General features: G+C 33.1%; 16 protein-coding genes and 1 other annotated feature. Of the genes, 3 read left to right on the top strand and 13 right to left on the bottom strand.

Annotated features, from left to right (window positions below):
- Nucleotides 1–31 precede the first annotated feature (31 nt).
- Nucleotides 32–475 (bottom strand): RrF2 family transcriptional regulator, encoded by a 444-nt coding sequence (locus tag UtA1_RS10950; RefSeq protein WP_016837820.1) that lies wholly within the window; start codon nucleotides 473–475, stop codon nucleotides 32–34.
- A 204-nt stretch (nucleotides 476–679) separates the two neighbouring features.
- Here UtA1_RS10950 and hmpA point away from each other — a divergent pair, with 204 nt between their 5' ends.
- A complete protein-coding gene (gene hmpA, locus UtA1_RS10945) occupies nucleotides 680–1,825 on the top strand; it encodes an NO-inducible flavohemoprotein (RefSeq protein ID WP_096551037.1) in 1,146 nt (381 codons plus the stop codon).
- A 370-nt stretch (nucleotides 1,826–2,195) separates the two neighbouring features.
- On the opposite strand, the gene UtA1_RS10940 is transcribed toward hmpA, so the two are convergent.
- Complete coding sequence (locus UtA1_RS10940; RefSeq protein ID WP_016837818.1) at nucleotides 2,196–3,134, bottom strand: MBL fold metallo-hydrolase; 939 nt, start codon at nucleotides 3,132–3,134, stop codon at nucleotides 2,196–2,198.
- 138 nt (nucleotides 3,135–3,272) lie between these two features.
- Nucleotides 3,273–3,483: a binding site (T-box leader), on the top strand.
- A gap of 64 nt (nucleotides 3,484–3,547) precedes the next feature.
- Here UtA1_RS10940 and proC point away from each other — a divergent pair.
- Nucleotides 3,548–4,354, top strand: coding sequence for a pyrroline-5-carboxylate reductase (gene proC / locus UtA1_RS10935; protein WP_016837817.1), 807 nt, complete (start codon nucleotides 3,548–3,550; stop codon nucleotides 4,352–4,354).
- A gap of 462 nt (nucleotides 4,355–4,816) precedes the next feature.
- Here the strand turns inward: proC and UtA1_RS10930 are convergent, their stop codons facing one another.
- The 3 genes from UtA1_RS10930 to UtA1_RS10920 all read right to left on the bottom strand — a co-directional run bounded on the left by UtA1_RS10930 (nucleotide 4,817) and on the right by UtA1_RS10920 (nucleotide 7,300).
- A complete protein-coding gene (locus tag UtA1_RS10930; protein ID WP_016837816.1) occupies nucleotides 4,817–5,047 on the bottom strand; it encodes a hypothetical protein in 231 nt (76 codons plus the stop codon).
- Nucleotides 5,048–5,119: 72 nt separating this feature from the next.
- On the bottom strand, nucleotides 5,120–6,076 hold the full coding sequence (gene rnz, locus UtA1_RS10925; protein WP_016837815.1) for a ribonuclease Z: 957 nt from the start codon (nucleotides 6,074–6,076) through the stop codon (nucleotides 5,120–5,122).
- Between the two features lie 18 nt (nucleotides 6,077–6,094).
- On the bottom strand, nucleotides 6,095–7,300 hold the full coding sequence (locus UtA1_RS10920; RefSeq protein WP_040764504.1) for a DNA polymerase IV: 1,206 nt from the start codon (nucleotides 7,298–7,300) through the stop codon (nucleotides 6,095–6,097).
- A gap of 213 nt (nucleotides 7,301–7,513) precedes the next feature.
- Here UtA1_RS10920 and UtA1_RS10915 point away from each other — a divergent pair, with 213 nt between their 5' ends.
- Complete coding sequence (locus UtA1_RS10915) at nucleotides 7,514–8,062, top strand: biotin transporter BioY (RefSeq protein WP_016837813.1); 549 nt, start codon at nucleotides 7,514–7,516, stop codon at nucleotides 8,060–8,062.
- Between the two features lie 75 nt (nucleotides 8,063–8,137).
- Here UtA1_RS10915 and UtA1_RS10910 read toward each other — a convergent pair whose 3' ends face one another.
- The 8 genes from UtA1_RS10910 to UtA1_RS10875 all read right to left on the bottom strand — a co-directional run bounded on the left by UtA1_RS10910 (nucleotide 8,138) and on the right by UtA1_RS10875 (nucleotide 16,064).
- Nucleotides 8,138–9,913: an S-layer homology domain-containing protein gene (locus UtA1_RS10910; protein ID WP_096551035.1), complete on the bottom strand. Its 1,776-nt coding sequence runs from the start codon at nucleotides 9,911–9,913 to the stop codon at nucleotides 8,138–8,140.
- Between the two features lie 226 nt (nucleotides 9,914–10,139).
- Nucleotides 10,140–10,694: a 5' nucleotidase, NT5C type gene (locus UtA1_RS10905; RefSeq protein WP_096551033.1), complete on the bottom strand. Its 555-nt coding sequence runs from the start codon at nucleotides 10,692–10,694 to the stop codon at nucleotides 10,140–10,142.
- 15 nt (nucleotides 10,695–10,709) lie between these two features.
- A complete protein-coding gene (locus UtA1_RS10900; protein WP_096551031.1) occupies nucleotides 10,710–11,789 on the bottom strand; it encodes an FAD-dependent monooxygenase in 1,080 nt (359 codons plus the stop codon).
- A complete protein-coding gene (gene ribD / locus UtA1_RS10895) occupies nucleotides 11,776–12,891 on the bottom strand; it encodes a bifunctional diaminohydroxyphosphoribosylaminopyrimidine deaminase/5-amino-6-(5-phosphoribosylamino)uracil reductase RibD (protein WP_096551029.1) in 1,116 nt (371 codons plus the stop codon). The genes UtA1_RS10900 and ribD overlap by 14 nt, the downstream gene beginning before the upstream one ends.
- A gap of 11 nt (nucleotides 12,892–12,902) precedes the next feature.
- On the bottom strand, nucleotides 12,903–13,601 hold the full coding sequence (locus UtA1_RS10890; RefSeq protein WP_050988840.1) for a GTP cyclohydrolase II: 699 nt from the start codon (nucleotides 13,599–13,601) through the stop codon (nucleotides 12,903–12,905).
- 446 nt (nucleotides 13,602–14,047) lie between these two features.
- Nucleotides 14,048–14,788: a 3D domain-containing protein gene (locus UtA1_RS17830; protein WP_096551027.1), complete on the bottom strand. Its 741-nt coding sequence runs from the start codon at nucleotides 14,786–14,788 to the stop codon at nucleotides 14,048–14,050.
- Nucleotides 14,789–15,022: 234 nt separating this feature from the next.
- A complete protein-coding gene (locus tag UtA1_RS10880; protein WP_016837806.1) occupies nucleotides 15,023–15,238 on the bottom strand; it encodes a hypothetical protein in 216 nt (71 codons plus the stop codon).
- 184 nt (nucleotides 15,239–15,422) lie between these two features.
- Nucleotides 15,423–16,064, bottom strand: coding sequence for a precorrin-2 dehydrogenase/sirohydrochlorin ferrochelatase family protein (locus tag UtA1_RS10875; protein ID WP_096551025.1), 642 nt, complete (start codon nucleotides 16,062–16,064; stop codon nucleotides 15,423–15,425).
- Nucleotides 16,065–16,077: the final 13 nt, after the last annotated feature.

Raw genomic sequence — 16,077 nt, 5'->3', positions numbered from 1 at the left:
AAAAGGGATATCCAATAATGGACAATCCCTATTAATCAAGCTTCATTTGAAGTAAATTTGATAATTCTTCTTTCGAATGTAGAAAATCTGCTAATGTGTATCGATCCAACACATTTAAAAAAGCTTGCAAGGCTTCATACAGAACATGTTTTAATTGGCAAGAAGGAGAGATGATACAAAGAGGATTCTCACGATTAAAACAATCAACTATATGAAAATCTTCTTCTGTATGTCTTACAAGTTTTCCGATATTAATATCTTTCGGAGCAACTTTTAAGCGAATTCCTCCACCCCGACCGCGAATTGTTTCGATTAAACCTAATTGGCCTAAATCATAAGTCACTTTCATTAGATGATTTTTTGAAATATTATAACTATCCGCTATCTCTTGAATGGTGGATAGTTGGTCATTCCCTTTTAGACCTAAATATATTAAAACCCTTAAGGAATAATCAGTATATAAGGTTAACCTCAAAATTATGCACCACGCTTTTTCCATTTATAATTCGCATAACATTATACCATTTTTCAATAAATTAAGTTGTTTAAAAGAAAAAAAATTCGTTTTTAAAGATGTATTTTATATACATCAATTGTGGCAAAAATGTTAAAGATGTATCCAAAATATTGCTTATTATTTTTTTAATGTTTATAGTGTTTCTTGAAAGGACGTGAAAATATGTTATCACAAAAAACAATCGACATCGTTAAATCAACAGTACCAGTTCTTGAAAAGCATGGGGTGGATATCACGAAGCATTTCTATAAAAGAATGTTTACAAACCATCCTGAATTAAAAAATGTATTTAACCAATCGAACCAAAGAGAAGGAAGACAACCACAAGCCCTTGCAGCATCTGTGTATGCAGCAGCCGCTAACATTGATAATTTAGAATCCATTTTACCGGTTGTGCATTTAATAGCTCATAAACATCGAGCACTTGGTATCTTACCTGAACACTATCCAATCGTAGGAGAAAATTTACTAGCTGCCATTAAAGAAGTATTAGGTGATGCAGCAACGGATGAGATTATTGAAGCTTGGGCAGATGCTTACGGCGTAATTGCAAATGTCTTCATTCAAGTGGAAGAAGAGCTTTATCAACAAGCTGAAGCGAATGGAGGATGGCGTTTATTTAAACCATTTAAGGTAGTAAGAAAAGAACAAGAAAATGAACTTGTTACTTCTTTCTATTTAGAGCCGGAAGATGGGAAAGCGCTTCCACCTTATCAACCAGGTCAATACATCACAGTAAAAGTAAAAGCTCCTGGTGAAGAATATACAGCTCTGCGACATTACACTGTATCACAAGCACCGAATGGAAATATTTATCGTATTTCAGTAAAACGAGAAGCAAAAGGAGTCGTATCAAATTACATACATGATTATGTTGAAGAAGGAAGCACGCTACAAATCAGTGCACCTGCAGGTTTATTTACTCTACAACAAAACGATAACCCTGTATTATTTATAGGTGGTGGAATTGGCGTCACTCCACTTTATGCAATGCTTGATTCAATGGAGTTCGGCCGTAACGTAACATTTGTACAATCTGTTCGTAATGAAAAATTAGCTGTATTCCAAGACCAAATTCAAAAGAAAATTAATGAATTAAAAGGTTCGTACTTTGTGAAATATTCTGATACAGAAGGATACATTACAAAAGAAGATTTATCAAAATACATTCAAGAAAATACAGAAGTATATATATGTGGTCCTGAAGCATTTATGGAAACTGTAATTTCATACGTAAGAGAACTTGGTGTTTCTGAAGATCGTATTCACTTTGAATTCTTCGGACCAGGGCTTTCATTCAAAGCTTAATATTAAATCATTTTCCACCAAATCAAACCGAATTCATCTCAAAGAATAATTTCGTGGGTGTCTAGAAAGTTGAAAACGTTCTGACACCCTCATTTGTTTTTATTAAAATATTTTTCAATCTTTGCTTCTGTGAGTACAAATATACTTGCCATAAAGAGACCGTTTGAAAATGACTTTTCAAACGGCCCCTTCCATATCACATCATATTTCTTGTTTACTAACCTTTTCAGTATTCATTTAAGAATCGACTAGTATGTAAAACCAATCATGTTAACTTCAACTACTTTATAGAATAATAAATATGATTTAACCCTAGTAATCTTATCATTATTCTAGGTCTGAATAACAATTTTTCATGCAACATCTTTTGTTATAGCCTTGAATACAACTCATATTCTCCTACTTGCTCACATCGAATACGCTCATTTTTAACTAAAAGATCTAAATAACCTTGCGTCTTTGATAAAGTTAGCCCAAGTTGATAATCGTTAGCATTTGGGTATAATTCTTTCGTTACTTCATAAACAGTTTTTGGTTCATGTAAAATTTCATAAACTTGATTTGTTCGAAGCAAGTCTTTTTGGATTCTCACATCGACTAATTCTTTAACATCAACAATGTCATTACCGTGACCGGAATATAATTTAGTTATATCTAAAGAAGTTAAAAATTTTAATGATTCATGATACTGAATAAGTGATTTTGGTCTATCAAAAGATAAATCCACCGGTGGTTCAATAAGTGGGTTGGATGCGATTTTCTCTAATAACAAATCCCCACCTATGACTTCTTTTGATTTTTGATTATAAAAAATAAAATGGCTTTGAGCATGGCCAGGAGTATAATAAGCAATTAAACCTGGATGTCCTGGTATTTCATCTCGATCTTTTATAAATTGAGTTAATGGCGTGTTCCCATATAAATCCATTCTTCTTCGGATTTGAATGATTTTTTGAATATATTCTTCTGGAACTGCTTGCTTTTTTAACTGCAATTCATAAAAGTCATCGCGATATGATAATAATTCCTCTTTATTCATCCAATAATCGATATATTCATGCCCTAGTATTCTCGCATTTGGAAATGCCTCAATCCATCCAGCATGATCAGGATGGTGGTGAGTCAAAATCACTTGTTCAATATCACTTAATTGATATCCTGCATTTTTTATTCCATGAACGAGTGCTTCGTACGCAGTTGGTGTTTTCGTACCAACATCAAAAATAGAAAGCGCCTCACCTTTTACTAAAAAAGCATTGACATCTCCAACATCATAGGGAGTAGGTATGATAATTTTTGTTATTTCCATGTCTGTTCCCCCTTGTTTCTCTATCTCTCTGAATGAATACTTATTCATTTTATTTTACTTCTTTTTTTTTAATTAGTCCACGTCACTTAGTTGACATATTTTATCGAAATACATATAATTTCTGTAATAATTGAACAAAGTATTGCGATGATGAAGCCAAGTAAATGAATTGATGACTTCAGAGAGTGCTGCATTTGGTGAGAGTAGCATAGTCCTCTCAATTCATTGAACCTACTTCTGAGCAGTCATGAAAACATGACCGTTTCCCTTAGCGATAATAAGGGTTAGAGGTGTGCTATTTTTAGCAAACGAAGGTGGTACCGCGGAAACATGCGTTTTCGTCCTTTTTAATGAAGGATGAAAACGCATTTTTTATTGTTCATTATGGATAAAATATATCGGAGGGAAAAGGAATGCAAAAAATTGTATTTATGGGTGCAGGATCAATGGCAGAAGCATTAATTCATGGGTGGATCAAAAATGAAGTTGTTCCTGCTAACCAAATTTATGTAAAAAATCGTTCTAACGTTGAAAGATTACACGAATTAAGAAATATATATGGAGTTCACATTATTGAACAATTAGAAGAAATTAAAGATGCCGATTTAGTTATTTTAGCGATGAAGCCCAAAGATGCAAGAGTTGCTTTTGAATCGATTGCTCCTTATCTTTCCGAAAATACTGCAATCCTTTCTGTTCTTGCTGGAATTGCAATTGAAACAATTGAGAAAGCTCTAGGGGTTCGACCAATTGCAAGGGTCATGCCCAATACTTCAGCAGCAATCGGTATGGCAGCCAGTGGGATTGCATTTAATGAATATGTAACAGATTCACAAAAGTCTATTTATCTACAATTGTTAGAAGCAATTGGCATTGTCATTGAAGTGGAAGAAGATAAACTTCATGCTATCACGGCTCTTTCGGGAAGTGGCCCTGCTTATCTATATTATTTACTAGAAGCGTGGGAAAAAATTGGAGTAGAATTTGGCTTATCAAAAGAAACGGTTAGAAAATTAATGGTTCAAACGATTGCTGGTTCAGCAATGATGCTTCAAAAAGTTAAAGAAGAACCTGAAGTTCTTCGCAGAAAAGTGACAAGTCCTGGTGGAACAACTGAAGCTGGAATAAAAGCATTGGAAAACTTCCGATTTAACGAAGCCATTTATGCTTGTATTAAAAGTGCCGAAGCAAGATCTCGAGAACTCGCAAGGGGTGAGTAATTTTTGTTCTATTCTTTCTTGGGAAAATATCAAAAAATCCCTTGACTAGAAAAGAAATCTCCGTCGTTTCCATTAGTTGACTTTACAGTTAATATTGAAAGAAAATTCAAACTTTATCAACATTGTAAATGCTCCGATTACGGAGCATTTTATAATATTTAAAGAATATCAACCTTTTATCAATTATTTCCTAGGAAATGTATTTTTTTGCTATTTTATGTTGTCGAAATATATATTTTTGACTATTTACTTCGAAATATGTAAGGTTCCAAAAAGAATTTAGACATTTAAACTTGGGTTTTATCACCTACTAAAGTGCATTTTACCATGAAATTGCGAGTATGCTACTTAAGACTATTGACAAGGATTAGTACGAAATTTTGGAGTAGTAACAGAGCAGAATTCTACATAAAAAAATTTGGCTACCAAGAAAGAATTTTTCTTTCTAGATAGCCAAGTTTCTTATAACGCACCGCTTTTAATACGTTTTATAATCGAATAAGATGTATACATTGTAATAGGTAAAAAAATCGCTAATAGAATAATCCAAAAAGATAAAGCCTCAGCTGCTTTTAATTCTTCAAAGTTTGTAATGACAAAAAATATGATTCCAATCATTAAGCACCAAGCTAATAAGTTAGGAAAGACAACAAATAAACGCAGTAACCCCGGATTTATTTTTGGTTGATTCATACTCTCCCCTCCCAACAACATCATACAATAATTATCCTCAATCATTCTATTATTTTCTGAAATTTTAGGTGATTATTTATCTTCATTTCCTTCTGTTAACCTTCCATTTTTCCAATGAAAAAGAGAAAAATCATTTGCTACAAATACGTTAGGGAAAATATTTTTTGATTCTTTTATAATCTTATCTAAATCATGTGGTAAAAATCTTGCGCTGATATGGTTTAAAATTAGATACTTTGCAGCAGCCTCTTTTGCAATATTCGCAGCATCCACATTCGTCGAATGCCCATAATCTGCTGCAAGTTTTTTCGTAGAATAATCGAAAGTCGCTTCATGTATCACGATATCCGCATCTTTGCTTAATTCAATCGATTGATGACAATATTTCGTATCACCTAAGACTGTCACAACAAAGCCTTTTTTGCGTGGTGCAGTTACGTCTTTACTATAAACAATCGTTCCATCTTCTAATGTGACATCTTCCCCACTTTTCAATTTTCCAAGCATCGGACCTTTTGGAACTCCAAGTTTTAATGCCTTTTCAACTAATAGCTCACCAGGTAGCGGTTTTTGTTCAACACGAAAACCATAGCATGGTATGACATGCTCAAGTTGTTTTGCAGTCACAATAAATTGATCATCTTCAAATATTATCCCTTCATGAATTTCTACAAAATGTAAAGGATAGTTTAAATGCGTTTTTGTTAGTTGCAACGTGAATATAACCCAATCTTTTAATCCACAGGGTCCGTAAAGGGTCAACGGTGAAGTTTCCTCTCCTCCTAGAAAGGAACGGGAACTAAGAAAACCTGGTAAACCAAAAATATGATCTCCATGTAAATGGGTAATAAAAATTTTTTCAACTTTCCTTGGTTTAATAGTTGTATGTAAAATTTGGTGTTGCGTTGCTTCTCCACAATCAAACAACCAAATCGTTCCTCTTTCTTCAAATAATTTTAATGCAAGAGAACTTGTGTTTCGCTCTTTTGAAGGCATTCCCGCCCCTGTACCTAAAAACTGTAATTCCATGTTGAATCTCCATTCCTACTATTTATCGATTAAATCGTCAAAGAAATCTTTGCTAAAACTTGTTTTGGATGCATAACTTTTTTTCTTGACATCAATCCCTTTTTGTACAATACCTTTTCCGAACTTCTTTTCCATTGAATGAATAATTTCATAAATAGGCTCTTCTTTTGCAAATTGTTCAAAATTAAATATGGACAGTTGTTCAGCAAAATGTTTTTTATCGATTACGTTAGACACGGTCACTCCAAGAAGGCGGATTGGTGTACCATCCCATGCTTTCGAGAATAATTCCATTGCTTCGCGGAAAATATCTTTTTCTAAATAAATTGGATTTTGTACAGTTTTACTTTTCGATTGATTTTTCCAATGGCAGTCCCGAATTTGAATCGTAATAGTGGAACCGCATAAATTTTTTGCTTCCAATCTTTCTGCAACTTTTTCAGATAGTTTAAGAAAAGTTGTTTCGATATCTTTCATTTCGATGATGTCATATGGTAATGTAGTGGAATTTCCAACGCTTTTTGTATCATAAATTGCATTTGGATCCACTTCCCTTGTGTCAATCCCATTTGCTCTTCTTATTAGTCTAACTCCATTTTTACCCAATTTTTGTTTTAGTAACCTTTCATCGGCTTTTGCTAAGTCTCCAATTGTATAAATATTGAGTGTATGGAGTTTTTTAGCGGTACTCTCCCCTATCCCATGCATTTTTAATACGGGTAAAGGCCACAATTTTTCTCGTACTTCTCTTTTTCTTAATACCGTAATGCCCATGGGTTTTTTCATGTCTGAAGCTGTTTTTGCTAAGAATTTATTTGGCGCTATGCCGATGGAACATGGCAAATCTAACTCATTGAAAATTCGAAGTTGAATCTCTTTTGCGAGTTCTAATGGATGCCGTTCCTTCGAAACTTCTGTTACATCCATATATCCTTCATCAATTGAAACCGGTTCAACAAGATTTGTATAACTTTTTAAAATCGTAAATATTGCTTTGGAGGCTTCACGATATTTTGGAAAATCTGGAGGTAAGATGATTAGCTCTGGACAAGTTTTTAATGCTTCAGCTACATTCATCGTCGTATAAATCCCCTTTGCTCTCGCTTCATAGGAACTAGTTACAATAATGCCGCGCCGTTCTTTCGGATTGCCAGCGATGGCAATGGGTTTTCCTTTCAGTTCAGGATGATAGGCTTGTTCAACTGAAGCATAAAAGCTATTCATATCAACATGAAAAATCACTCTTGCCAAATTATCTCACCTCCAAAGATATTCCTTTCTGCAATATTTTATCATAAACTATTCCATTCCTCTTTTTCTTATATTTCACTTTAAATTATTATTTTCATAGATAAATTCGTATTGACTTTTGTAATAATGTTGGTTATTCTTTTTGTAAACCAATTATATAAACAGGTTAACAAAGGGGAGAAGACGGTGACTTCAACAAAAACTTATGGACTTGTATTAACAGCTTTTGGTGCAGCAATCATTGCTGTATTAGCTCAAATTACAATCCCACTTCCTTTAGTTCCAATTACTGGTCAAACTTTAGCAATCGGGCTTATTGTAACAATATTAGGATTAAAATATGGTACCCTTAGCGTACTTGTTTATTGTTTACTAGGCGCTATCGGTTTACCAGTATTTACAGGAATGTCTGGTGGGTTATCAATACTCGTTGGACCTACAGGTGGCTATATTATTGGCTTTATTCCAACTGCTTTATTCATGGGATGGTATTTAAATAAATTCGGATATACTTATATCCATGGCTTGATTGCAAACGTTTCGGGAATGATGATCACGCTTGCCTTTGGTACTATTTGGTTAAAATTCGTTGCCGATATGTCATTGTATGCGGCATTCATGGCAGGAGCAGCGCCATTTATACTGTTAGAAATGATGAAAGGTGTCATTGCTGCTTGGGTAGGAATTCTCGTTAGACATCGTTTATTGAACGCAAATTTATTAAAATTAGTTTAATTTGGTTTTGACCTTTTAAAGATACCCCTTCAAAATGTGAAAAACGAATGGCCATTATTGACCATTCGTTTTTAATTATTGTAATTCTTTTGAAGATTTAAAAAGATCATTTCCTTTTTTAATTAAATCTTTTAATTGGTCTTCGTATTTTTGTAAGCTCTTTAGTCCAGAATCTCGATAATTTTTCAGCACTTTTTCCGCGTCTTCAATAGCATCGGATACATTTCCACGAGCTTTAGTAACGCCTTTTTTATCCTTAACTGCCCTTTCCAATTCTTTAATTGCATCCTCTAATTCATCAATTGAATCTTTTAATTCAGCTTTAAAATAATCTTCACGGTTATCTTCTTTTTTATCAATTTCCTTTTCAATGTCATTGGAAAGACTTCTTGCCGTTTTGATTAAATCCTTTAATTCATTTTCTAAAGTTTTTAAGTCCACTCCAGCATCTTTCATAGAATCGTAAGCGTCTTCTGCTTTCATGATTGCTTCATTTAAATCTATCAGTTTGCTTTTCAACTCGTTTAACGAAACGTTAGATTTCAATACTTTTTTTCCTTTATCAATTACTTTTTCCAAATCTTTTTTTGTCTTTTTTCCCAATTCTTCGTAATAGTCTTTATCAAAAGTCTTTGCATATGCAGAGGCGTGGTCCCTTTTAGCTCTATTTATATCATATGCAAAAGAAATAATTGTTTGATCTAATTCTTTTTGATATTTTTCTTTAGCAGTCTGTAATATCTTTTCTGCATTATTCATTATCGAATCTAGATTTTTCAAAGCCTGTGATAATTTATTTTTTTGTATTTCATACTCTTCAATTAAATCTTCAAGTTCTTCTAATTCATCTTCAAGTTCATCAATTTTTCTCTCGATATCTCTAATTTTCTGTTTGTCTACTTCTTTTCGTTTTTCTTCTTTCTCTTTTTCTGATTTCTTTTTATCTATTTGCTTTTTTAAATATTGAATTTCTTCTTCAATTTCCTTAATATCTCCTATATCTTTTTTTACATCATTGAGTTTTTCCAGTTGTTTTTCTACTTCTTTTCTCGCATCTCTTAAATCGGTAATGTGAAACTCAATCTCTTTTTTCAAAACTTCTAGTTGTATATAATCGTCTACTTGCTCATTACCACCTTGATCTCCATTGTCATTATTATTTTCTTTATTGTTTTCATTTGAGTCTTCGTTATCGTCCCAACCTTTTAATGTGTCCCAATAATCTTCTTTGTCATCAGAACGTTTTAAATCGATTGTACGAGCAATAAATGTGATTAGATGAGCACGACCTACTCCATCATTCGGTTTAAATAAACCTTCATTAACTGTAATTCCTAATGATCCGATTGTTCCAATGTAAGAATAGTTTTCATCATTTTCTGGAACATCAGAAAATCGTTTTAATGTTGGAGCTTCCAATTCATAAGCTTTTACTAAAATTTTTGCCATTTCAGCACGAGTGATTTCCTCACCAGGTTTAAAATATTTCCCTTTATCAAATACACCGAGCTCAGTCAATTTTGCTATTGCTCCATAGTGAGGATTAGGAACATCCCCATATTGCTTTGGTACGTCTTTAAATCCAGGGTCTTTTACATTTTCCAAATCAAGCCCCATCGTTCTCGCAACGAAAGAAGCTGCTTGTGCACGATTCACATTTTGATATGGTCTGAATGTGTTGTCATCAAAACCTTTAACATAATCAAACTTTAAAAATTTTTTCAGTGGCTCAATATAGAAATCATCTGCTTTAATATCCTTAAATGGAAGTTCATTAGCACTGGCGGACATAGCACCAGCAGCGATTAAACAGGCGGCAATGGATGCGGCAATTTTTTTCTTAAATTTCATTTATATTACCCCTTTTCATTTATGTATTGATACATTTTCATCGATATCTTCTATATTATTTAAACGTATAGTAGAAGAAAAAGTTACAAAAATGTGTATAATTGTGAGTTTTTACCTATACACTTCATAATATCGACAAAATATTTCTTAACTGTATATACCTATTATTAAAATACCATAAAAAAACATACAATGAAAATTTTCCATTGTATGTTTTTAGGAAATATTATTCTAGTTTAAAGTTTTTCCAATCATATACTCTAGGGAAAGGAACATGTCCATTATAAGATTGATGCTTTACATAAACTTTTGTATTGGAATCTGTTAATGTCTCCAGTACAGCGGGTTTATCATCAAAATAAACATCCAAATTAAGCTTCTGAATGATCTCCAACTTTTCGTGATCCTTCATTCCGCAATAAAAATGTTCATCAATGACCGGAAAACCTCGATTTTTCATCCATTGTCGAGTTTTTTCACAATATGTTTTCGGTCTCGATGTGATATAAAAAATGGAATGCCCTTCTTTTTCAAGTTTACGGATAAAATCAATTGCCCCTTCAAAAACTGGACAGTCTGTAAAGTAAATTTCTTCCATTAACGAATTCCACATTACATGACCTTCATCTTCGTCTAACCCGAAAAGTTCATGAATTTCCACTCTTTTTAATTGATAAAAAAGAGCAATATCAATCTGTTTTCCTAATTTTTTATTATAAAGATGAAAAGCATGTTCTCGTAAGTTAATCAATGTATCATCTATATCAAAACCGATTTTCACTTTTCCCCTACTTTCTTAACCAATGATAATAAACTGGGTAGAAAAGTTTTTTTCCTTTTCTATTTGCAATTTTTGTAATTTTTTTACTTCTTCTTTTCTTTGTTTCTCACATTGGGATAAACGTAATTCATTTATATTTCCGGGATCAATACATTCAGATAACCGATCTGCATCTTTTAAAGCACTGTTTAATCCAAAGGCTCCAGTTGGTGTCATCGCATGACATGCATCACCTATTAACAGTATATTGTCTTTTCTCCATATTTCTGTGTGATTACTATAGACATCTAATAAGACAAAATCATCCCAAGTAGTAATATGTTTTCGAACCGATTCTTCTAATTCAGGAAATGCTTGAATCAATTTATCTATAAACAGTTGTATAGATTGTTTGCGGATTTTCGAAAAGGATCCCTGTGCAATGTTCCAGCCAATTTGCACATAACCCTTAGCTTGGGTAAATAATGATAATTGGAAACCATCTACTTCAGCCATTTTTATGGATGGTTGCCAATTGTCTGGTGCCGGTATTTTTGCCCAAAGTAAGTCATAGCCATGTTTACGTGTTATTGTTTCAATACCTGCTTTTTTTCGGACAGTGGAATATCTTCCATCAGCCCCTATAATCATCGAACTATGTATAAGGATTTCTTCCTTACCTCTTTTCCCTTTAATCCCAATGAAATGACCATTTTCATCTTTAAGTAAATCAATCACTTTTGTATTTGTCATGAGAGAAAAATTTTCGTATTTTTTTGCTTCTTCGATAATTACTGATAATAGATGTGCTTGCGGAACATGGATTCCTAAATGGCCAACTTGTTTCTCAGGTTGAATTGTTTTAAAGAGTTTTCCATTTTTCCAATATTCAATAACTTTCATTTTTAACAATCCGAGTTTTTCAATTTTTGAATACAGATTATGTTTCTTTAAAATATTTTCTCCCTCTTCATTCAAATGTTCACCTCGGAATTCCCTTGCAATTTCCTTATGTTGTTCAAGAAGGGTGACAGAAATCCCCTTCTTTGCTAATAGCAGTGCAAGTAGTGAGCCACTCGGTCCAGCACCCACAATCAATATATCAGTGAATATCATGTTGATCACCTAGTTTTGGATAAGCAATTATTCGTAAATCTTCTCCAACTTTATCGAATGAGTCAATTTCTACTTTTGCCGCTAAATTCATATTATCAACATCATCACCAGCTACCGGGGTAATGGAGTGGCGCCCTCCTAATATTTTTGGTGCAATGTAAATAATATATTTATTTACAAGTCCAGCTCTGATAAACGAGGCGTTTATTTCTCCTCCACCTTCAACTAACACATCTGTTATTCCATGTTTATATAATTGTTCCAACATTTCATCTAAACAGATACCCTTTTCATTTTTAGAACAGTATATAAAATGTACATTTTTCTTTTTAAGTTCCGCTATTTTGATTGGATCCGCACCGGTAGTTGTCACAATAATTGTTTCAGCTTCGTCATTTAAAACATTTGCATCCATCGGAATTTGTAAATGACTGTCTAAAATAACTCGAATTGGGTTTTTCCCTTTTTGATTGGGCAATCGTGTCGTCAATAGCGGATTATCTTTTAAAACGGTTCCTATTCCTACTAAAATCGCATCAACTTCATTGCGTAATTTGTGAACTTCAAGGCGGGCTGCTTCACCGGAAATCCATTTTGAATGTCCAGTATGCGTTGCGATTTTCCCATCTAATGTCATGGAAAATTTTGAAATAACGAAAGGACGATTTGTCAACATATTATGAATAAATCGTTCATTCAATTTTCTCGCTTCATTTTCTAATAAGCCTACTTCTACCTCAATTCCTGCTTTTCGAATGATGTCAACACCTTTACCCGCAACGAGAGGATTTGGATCAAGTGTCGCCACTACCACTCTGCTAACACCAGACTCTTTCACTAAATTTGCACAAGGAGGGGTTTTGCCATAATGAGAACATGGCTCTAGCGTGACATATAAAGTGGCACCTTTTGCATGCTCTCCTGCCATATGAAATGCATGAACTTCTGCATGGGCTTCTCCAGCTTTACGATGTATTCCTGTTCCTACGATAACCCCATCTTTTACTATGACCGCCCCAACAACAGGATTTGGATTTGTTTTGCCCTTTGCCGTTCGCGCTAAATTTAATGCTAATTCCATGTAATCACGATCCGTTAACACAATGACCCCTCCTAAAACAATTGTTTCTCTGGTATGTGACCTGCCTTTTTAATTTTCGTTTCTAAATAATAACGATTTGTTTCAGTTAAGCCGCCCCAAAGTGGAATATGTTTATCAGCTAATAGACCATGATGTTTTAACGCTTCCAGTTTTTTAGGGTTGTTTGTAATTAAAGTTACAGGTTTATTGCGAAGAGTCTCTAATACTTTAATTGCTTCTTCATAGGACCTTGTATCATCTTCAAAACCAAGTGCATGGTTGGCTTCTACTGTATCATAACCTTCTTCTTGCAATAAGTAAGCTAATGATTTTGAAAATAATCCAATCCCACGGCCCTCATGATTCGCTAAATAAAAGATTGCACCACATCCATGTTCAACAATCATTTTCATCGATTCATGTAATTGATAACCGCAATCACACCGTTGACTTCCGAAAATATCTCCAGTATGACAAATGCTGTGCATACGAATAAGCGCTTCCTCATCATTTTCAAAATCTCCGTAAACCAATACAGATGATTGTTGAGATTCTTGCAAGTTCGCACTTAAAATATAATTTAACACTTCTTCCTTTGTTGAAATGGGTTCATCTAGCTTCAACCAAGTATACCACTGGAATGTGGCTTCAAAATTATCTTGTTTTACAGGGAGTTTTACTGGGCCAACAAGACAAATTTGCTCATTTTCTTTATATGAAATTAACTGCATTTTTTTAAGCAAAATGTCATTCTTATTTAATAGTAGATTTTTCAATATTCATCACCTAATTCAACTAAATCTATTTAAAATTCCTATTTTATTAATAGGAATTAATCTTTGCCTTTTTTAATATAGCTGAAATAGGTTTAAAAAGCAAAAGAAGTGTTTTCCATGTTACTTTTTGTATAATAATAGAAATATTATTTAGATAAAACATTTTCGTACGAACTAATTGCTATTTTACATTTTTAATTTCGGCAGATTTTTCTTTATTATAAGAAGTGCTATTTTATCATTTTTATGCAATCATTGAACATGACTTTAAGGGGACAAAAGTCGACCAATTGTTATAATTTATTTGATTGTCAATATAATAAAAAATACACTTCATTTCTTAAATAATTGAAAGTGAAGTGTATTTTTTATGAGTTATTTTTTCATGATGATATGAAAGTTTAATCTAAAATTTTAATTTTTACCTTTTTTACTCCCCACTGCATTGCTTGATCATGGGAAGGGATGAATACATCAATTTTATTTCCTTTAATGGCTCCTCCAGTATCACCAGCAATTGCATAACCGTAGCCTTCCACCCATACTTTTGTACCGAGTGGGATAATGTTAGGATCAACAGCAATTACTTTCATATGTGGATTTTCTCGTAAATTTATCCCATAAGCAGTGGTACCAGAACATCCTTCACAGTATGCAGTATATGCTGTTGCTGTAACAGTCATTTCTTTTAATGACGGTTCATCTTCTTTTATCACTTGCTGAGTAGAGGTAGGTGATGCTTTCGTTTCTCTTTTCGGCAAGTAGCCACCCGTTGTGTCAGCTACAATAGAAATCGGTTTGTATTCTTTTTTGTATTTTTCGTCATTGTAAATAATCAATTTCTTACCAGGATGAATCAATGTATTGTCTAAATCGTTCCATTCCATTAATAAATCTAATGGTACTTCATGATTTAATGCAATGCGGAACAAGTTGTCCCCTTCCTTCACAGTGTATACAGTAAATAGTGGGGCTTTCATAAAAGCAATTTGGCGTGTAATTGCATCTTCCACCACTCCATTACCTAAAATGTTGGTGACAAAGTCGATTTCCCCTTCTTCCACTGATGTTTCTTTTGCATATGTCAATGATGTTGTAAACAATGTCAAACATAAAAGCATATATGCTGCAATTTTTTTCATACTTAGTCCTCCTTAACAAACAAACTTGCAATTCACTTTTTGTTAATACGAACTAAGTATTGTCCAAATATTTACATTTTTATTCATAATTTGATAAAAATGAAATAATACAGCTTTCAAACTAGTTGATAAAATGAGAGAAAGGGCTTGTATCAGAAAATTGCTTAGTTCAAAAAAGGTTCTGAATCGTTGTTACAAAAAATAAAATCCTCTAGAAAATCTCTAGAGGATTGTTTAATTTAGATATTCATCCGAACAGCTTGGGAACATATATATTCCTTGTATCATATGAAAATCATAATGTCTTTGTATAAATTTTTCTTGATATAAGTATTCCATTAAGGAGATTTCATGCTCATTTGCACTGCATAATACCCCTGAGACACTTAATCCATTTTTAAACGAAACACCGATGGGCTGGCCGATTAAATATTTTATTTTTTCAAACACGATTTGCCCCCTTTCTTACCTCATTGTATGCTTCTATTCAGTTAATTGGCTGTGTGGGCTATTTAAGAAATCTTTAGAGAGCAACTCATGTAAAATAAATGTTTAATCAATCAGTTCTTTCTACTATTGGTTTAGAACAACCTGAAACTTGTTCGTTAGTTTACATAATATATTTATTTCTGAATTAAAATGATTGTCCTTTTACTTGCTGCAACATTTCCTTAAATATTTCATTTCTTTTTATTATATCTCCTTCAACCGTAAGATTGTAAAATTTAGAATCCAATAATTGGGTTAAAAGTTTTTTCCTTAATGAACGATCAGCAATTTGATTTAAAACGATATGACGAGCGTAATCTAAAAATTCTATATAATCCTCAAATTTTTCATCAAATTGTTGTTCGAGATCTTTTTTAATTTTTTTTGCTAAACTAGGACTAGCACCGCCAGTAGAAATGGAGATGTTAAGTTTCCCTCTCTTTATGGTTGCTGGTGTAATAAAGTCACTATCTTTCGGATTATCTGCAAGCAACAAAAGTTGATGTTCTTTTTTATGGATTCGTATTTCATGATTTGTAGCTGAATCATTTGTTGTAGCAATAATGATATTTGCCTGTTCAATATCTATAGGTTCAAAAGTTTTTTCAATCCATTTCGCGTTATTATGTTTCATCCATTCCTTAATTTCTGGAATAATGGTTGGACTAATTATCGTTAAGTTTGCTTCTGTTCCCTCTAATCCTATTAGTTTTTGATAAGCAACACGTCCCCCACCGATTACGACAACATTTTTATCTTTTATATTCATCATGATTGGATAATACATGATTGACCTCCTC

The sequence above is a fragment of the Ureibacillus thermosphaericus genome (assembly GCF_002370195.2).
GTDB lineage: Bacteria > Bacillota > Bacilli > Bacillales_A > Planococcaceae > Ureibacillus > Ureibacillus thermosphaericus.
This window is presented reverse-complemented; position numbering and strand designations above follow the sequence as displayed.

Coding starts and splice junctions, on each gene's coding strand:
- hmpA (WP_096551037.1), top strand. CDS start 680: ATGTTATCACAAAAAACAATCGACATCGTTAAATCAACAGTACCAGTT.
- UtA1_RS10940 (WP_016837818.1), bottom strand. CDS start 3,134: ATGGAAATAACAAAAATTATCATACCTACTCCCTATGATGTTGGAGAT.
- proC (WP_016837817.1), top strand. CDS start 3,548: ATGCAAAAAATTGTATTTATGGGTGCAGGATCAATGGCAGAAGCATTA.
- UtA1_RS10930 (WP_016837816.1), bottom strand. CDS start 5,047: ATGAATCAACCAAAAATAAATCCGGGGTTACTGCGTTTATTTGTTGTC.
- rnz (WP_016837815.1), bottom strand. CDS start 6,076: ATGGAATTACAGTTTTTAGGTACAGGGGCGGGAATGCCTTCAAAAGAG.
- UtA1_RS10920 (WP_040764504.1), bottom strand. CDS start 7,300: ATGAATAGCTTTTATGCTTCAGTTGAACAAGCCTATCATCCTGAACTG.
- UtA1_RS10910 (WP_096551035.1), bottom strand. CDS start 9,913: ATGAAATTTAAGAAAAAAATTGCCGCATCCATTGCCGCCTGTTTAATC.
- UtA1_RS10900 (WP_096551031.1), bottom strand. CDS start 11,789: ATGATATTCACTGATATATTGATTGTGGGTGCTGGACCGAGTGGCTCA.
- UtA1_RS10890 (WP_050988840.1), bottom strand. CDS start 13,601: ATGCAGTTAATTTCATATAAAGAAAATGAGCAAATTTGTCTTGTTGGC.
- UtA1_RS17830 (WP_096551027.1), bottom strand. CDS start 14,788: ATGAAAAAAATTGCAGCATATATGCTTTTATGTTTGACATTGTTTACA.
- UtA1_RS10875 (WP_096551025.1), bottom strand. CDS start 16,064: ATGTATTATCCAATCATGATGAATATAAAAGATAAAAATGTTGTCGTA.